4 protein-coding genes are annotated in these 4,811 nt (G+C 66.0%); all 4 read right to left on the reverse strand.

Translation table 11 applies throughout. The annotated features are described in order from the left end of the window. Positions 1-1,139: aldehyde dehydrogenase family protein (locus tag EN781_RS26030; RefSeq protein WP_127400471.1), on the reverse strand; the 1,139-nt coding region annotated here is incomplete at its 3' end. 52 nt (positions 1,140-1,191) lie between these two features. Further along, positions 1,192-2,844, reverse strand: a complete 1,653-nt coding sequence (gene betA / locus EN781_RS26035; RefSeq protein ID WP_126055806.1) for a choline dehydrogenase — start codon at positions 2,842-2,844, stop codon at positions 1,192-1,194. Continuing rightward, positions 2,837-3,838 (reverse strand): threonine/serine dehydratase, encoded by a 1,002-nt coding sequence (locus EN781_RS26040; RefSeq protein WP_127400472.1) that lies wholly within the window; start codon positions 3,836-3,838, stop codon positions 2,837-2,839. The genes betA and EN781_RS26040 overlap by 8 nt, the downstream gene beginning before the upstream one ends. Beyond that, the coding region (betC, locus tag EN781_RS26045) for a choline-sulfatase (protein WP_127400473.1) at positions 3,835-4,811 on the reverse strand (977 nt) is incomplete at its 5' end. The genes EN781_RS26040 and betC, both read right to left, overlap by 4 nt.

The following is a 4,811-nucleotide window of genomic DNA, read 5'->3' on the forward strand; positions in this document are numbered from 1 at the left end:
ATGCGCATCGTATCGGTGACGCCGGTGAACACCGTCGGCTCGACGAAATAGCCGCCCTGAAAACCCTGCAAAGACGGCACGTTGCCGCCGCAGGCGAGGGCAGCGCCCTCCTGCCTGCCGGCCGCGATGTAGGAGACGACCTTCTCCTGCTGCGCCTTGTTGACCAGCGGTCCCATCTGGGTTTCGGGATCCAGTGGATCGCCGATGCGGATCTTCTTGGTGCGCTCGACCAGCCGGTCGACGAAGCGGTCATGGATGCCCTTCTGCACGAACACGCGCGTGCCGTTGGAGCAGATCTGACCGGTCGAGTAAAAGTTGCCGAGCATGGCGCCGCCGATGGCGTTTTCGAGATCGGCGTCGTCGAAGACGATCAGCGGCGACTTGCCGCCGAGTTCCATCGTCGCGTGCTTCATCTTCGAGCCGGCGAGCGAGAGCACCTTGCGCCCGGTCGGCACCGATCCGGTCACCGAAACTTTGGCGACGACATCATGGCCGACGAGACCTGCGCCGACATCGCCATAGCCCTGCACGACGTTGAACAGCCCGTCGGGCAGACCGGCCTCTGAGTAGATCTCGGCCAGCGCCAGCGCCGACAGCGGCGTGTTCTCCGACGGTTTGAACACCATGGCGTTGCCCATGGCGAGCGCCGGCGCCGACTTCCAGCCGGCGATCTGGATCGGATAGTTCCAGGCGCCGATGCCGACGCACACGCCGAGCGCCTCGCGCCTTGTGTAGGCAAACGGTCCGCCGAGATCGACCGCCTCGCCGTTGAAGGCGGCGACCGCGCCGCCGAAATATTCCAGGCAGTCGGCGGCCGAGGGCGCGTCCGCCACCAGCGTCTCCTGGATCGCCTTGCCGGTATCGAGCGTCTCGATGCGCGCGAGATCCGCAGTGCGTGTGCGAAGAATGTCGGCTGCGCGGCGCAGGATGCGCCCGCGCTCGACCGGTTTCAGCCGCGCCCAGGCCGGCTGCGCGGCGCGCGCGGCCTCGATGGCCAGCTCCAGCACGTTCGGCGTCGCCGAATGCAGCGTGGCGATGGTCTCGCCCGTCGCCGGATAGATCACCGGCAGCGGCGCGCCGCCCTCGTCCTCGATGTAGCGGCCGTTGACATAGTGCGATGCCGTGGGCTGGGCGCGCATGGTGTTCTCCATTGATGGTCGCTGGGCGGGAGGGCGCCAGCCTGACAATGCCCTATCGATCCGCCACCTGCCAGCGCGGATTGATCCAGGGTTCCTGGTTGGACGGCGCCAAAGGCGTGCGGCCGAGGATGTGATCGGAGGCCTTCTCGCCGGTCATGATCGACGGCGCATTGAGGTTGCCATTGGTCACCCGCGGGAAGACCGAGGAATCGGCGACGCGCAGGCCCTCGACCCCGATCACCCGGCATTCCGGATCGACGACGCTCATGAGGTCGTCGGCGCGGCCCATCTTGCAGGTGCCGCAAGGGTGGTAGGCGCTCTCGGCGTGATCCCTGATGAAGGCGTCGAGGTCTTCGTCCGACTGCACATGGCTGCCGGGCGATATCTCCTTGCCGCGAAAGCTGTCGAATGCCTTCTGGCCAAAAATCTCGCGCGTCAGCCGGATGCAGTGGCGGAACTCCGTCCAGTCGTCCGGATGCGACATGTAGTTGAAGCGGATCACCGGCTTCGCTTTCGCATCGGGCGAGCGCAGCGTCACCGAGCCGCGCGACTTCGAACGCATCGGTCCGACATGCGCCTGGAATCCGTGCGACTTCGCCGCCGCTTTGCCGTCATAGCGCACCGCCGCCGGGATGAAGTGGTACTGTATATCAGGGTAGTCGACACCGGCCTGCGAGCGCACGAAGGCCGCCGCCTCGAAATGGTTGGTGGCGCCGAGGCCGGTCCTGAAGAACAGCCACTGCGCCCCGATCAACGCCTTGGAGAACGGGTTGAGCACCGAATTCAGCGTGATCGGCTTGGTCGATTCCTGCTGGATGTAGAGCTCCATATGGTCCTGCAGATTACGGCCGACGCCGGGCCTGTCGGCCACCACGGCTATGCCGTTTTCCTGCAGATGCGCGCCCGGGCCGATGCCGGACAGCATCAGGATCTTCGGCGAATTGATCGACGAGGCCGCAACGATCACCTCACGTCGCGCCTTAACAACCTGAATCTGTTTGTTAGCTTCGATCTCGACCCCGGTGGCGCGTTGATTCTCGATGACCACGCGGCGGGCGAAGCCTTTGACCAAAGTGACGTTTTTGCGTTTCAGAGCCGGCTTCAGATAGGCATTCGCCGCCGACCAGCGGCGGCCGCCCAAAATCGTCTGCTCCATCGGGCCGAAGCCTTCCTGCTTCGATCCGTTGTAGTCGTCGGTCAGTTCGAAGCCGGCCTGGCGGCCGGCCTCGACGAAGGCGCCGTAGAGCGGATTCTTGCGCGTGCCGCGCTGCACATACAGCGGGCCGCTTTTGCCGCGCCAGCCATCCTCGCCGCCGTCGGCATCCTCCATGCGCTTGAAGTAGGGAAGCACGTCGGCGAAGCCCCAGCCGGTCGCGCCCTGTTCGGCCCAGTGGTCGAAGTCGCGCGCATGGCCGCGCACATAGACCATGCCGTTGATCGAGGACGAGCCGCCGATCACCTTGCCGCGCGGGGTGGCGAGCACGCGGCCGCCGAGATGCGGTTCCGGCTCGCTGGCGAAACCCCAGTCGTAGAGGCTCATGTTGAGCGGGATCGACAGCGCCGACGGCATCTGGATCAGCGGCCCGATGTCTGTGCCGCCGAACTCGATGACGATCACCGAGTGCTTGCCGTCTTCCGACAGCCTGTAGGCCATGGCCGAGCCGGCGGAGCCGGAGCCGATGATGACGAAATCCGCTTCAAGCATTGTTCATATGCGCCATGAAATCGGCGAGCGAGACATTGCCGCCGGTAGCCACAACAAGGACGGTCTTTCCCGCCACGTTCACCTTGCCCCCAAGCAGCGCCGCCAGCGACGCCGCGCCCGACGGTTCCAGCACCAGCTTCATCCGCTCGAACGCGATCTTCATCGCTCGCCGCACCGAGGTGTCGTCGACGGTGACGCCACGCACGCCGGCCGCGCTCACCGCCGCGAAGGGTGCTTCGCCTGGCTTCCTCGCCATGAGCCCGTCGCAGATCGATTTCGGCCCGATCGGCATCGTCTCGATGGCGCCATGGGCCAGTGAGGAACCCATGCCGTTGAAGCCTTCCGGCTCGACCGCGATGACCTCGGTCTTCGGCGACTGGTAATGGAAGGCGAGCGACACGCCGCCGATCAGCCCACCGCCGCCAACCGAGCAGAACACCAGGTCGGCATGCGCGTCCTTCGCCGCCAACTGGTCGAGCGCCTCCAGCCCGGCGCCGGCCTGGCCGGCGACGATCTCGGGGTCGTCGAAGGGATGCAGCAGCGTGAGTCCCTCGGTCTCGGCAATCTCGCGCGCCTTGGCGGCCGCCACTTCCTCACGGGCGCGATCGCCATGGTCGGTGAGCACGACGCGCGCGGCGTAGCCGGCGGTGGCGTCACGCTTGGCGACCGGCGCATCGATCGGCATAACGATGGTGACGGGAATGCCGAGCGCCTGGCCGGCCGCCGCCAGCCCCTGCGCGAAATTGCCGGACGAATAGGCGACGACGCCTTTCTTTGCCGCATCCGACGAAAGCTGTTTCAGCCGCCAATAGGCGCCGCGCACCTTGAAAGAGCCGGCCCATTGCAGCGACTCCGGCTTGACGAAAACGCGTGCGGCCCCCGTCTCCATCGCGAGTGCTGCCGACTCCAGCAGCGGCGTCACCTGCGTTGCCGTCGAGGTGACGGCATAGGCCTTCTTGAGATGATCGAGTGAGGGGACGAGTGTTGTCATCATTCGCCTCGCGGGTACCGCTTGTTCTCTTCGAGATTGTCGAGGTTCATGTGGTTGCGCATATAGCGCTCCGACGCCTTCTGCAGCGGCTGGAAATCCCACGGGTAGTAGGCGCCGTTGCGCAGCGCCGGATAGACGACCCAGCGGCGCGCCTGGCTTTCACGCACGGCGGCGTCGAAGGCGGCCATGTCCCAGCGCGCCCGGACCTTGTCCATGAACGCGGCCACCAGGCCCGCGTTGGCGGGGTCGTCGGCGAGGTTGTCGCGCTCGAGCGGATCGGCTCCGAGATCGAACAGCTGTGGCGGGTCGAGCTCGCAATGGACGAACTTGTATTTGCCGTCGCGGATCGCCACCAGCGGCGCGTAGGAGCCCTCGGCCGCGTACTCGATCAATGCCGGCGCGGCGCGCTGCCCGCCATTGGCAAGCGGCAGCAGCGACTGGCCGTCGGTCCATGGCGCGATCGCGCTCATATCGATGCCGGCGAGGTCGCACAGTGTCGGCGTCACGTCGAGGTTGGAGACCGGCGCCTCGATCAGCCCGGCCGGCACGCCCTTGCCGGCAATCATCAGCGGCACCCGCGCCGAGCCCTCGAAGAAGCTCATCTTGAACCACAGGCCGCGCTCGCCCAGCATGTCGCCGTGATCCGAGCAGAACAGGATGGTGGTGTCGTCCAGCATCCGTGTCCGCTTGAGAACGTCCAGCAGCTCGCCGAGCTTGTCGTCGACATAGGAAATGTTGGCGAAATAGCCGCGCCGCGAACGGCGCACCTGCTCAGCAGTGATCTCGAAAGCGGAATAGTCGCTGGCGCGGTAGAGCCGCTGCGAATGCGGGTCCTGCTCGTCATGCGCGATGAACCCGGTTTCGGGATCCAGCGCCTGGCAATTCTCGTAGAGATCCCAATACTGCTTGCGCGCGACGTAGGGGTCGTGCGGGTGCGACAGCGAAACGGTCAGGCACCACGGCCGGCGGTCCGCAT

The sequence above is a fragment of the Mesorhizobium sp. M4A.F.Ca.ET.090.04.2.1 genome, assembly GCF_003999085.1.
GTDB lineage: Bacteria > Pseudomonadota > Alphaproteobacteria > Rhizobiales > Rhizobiaceae > Mesorhizobium.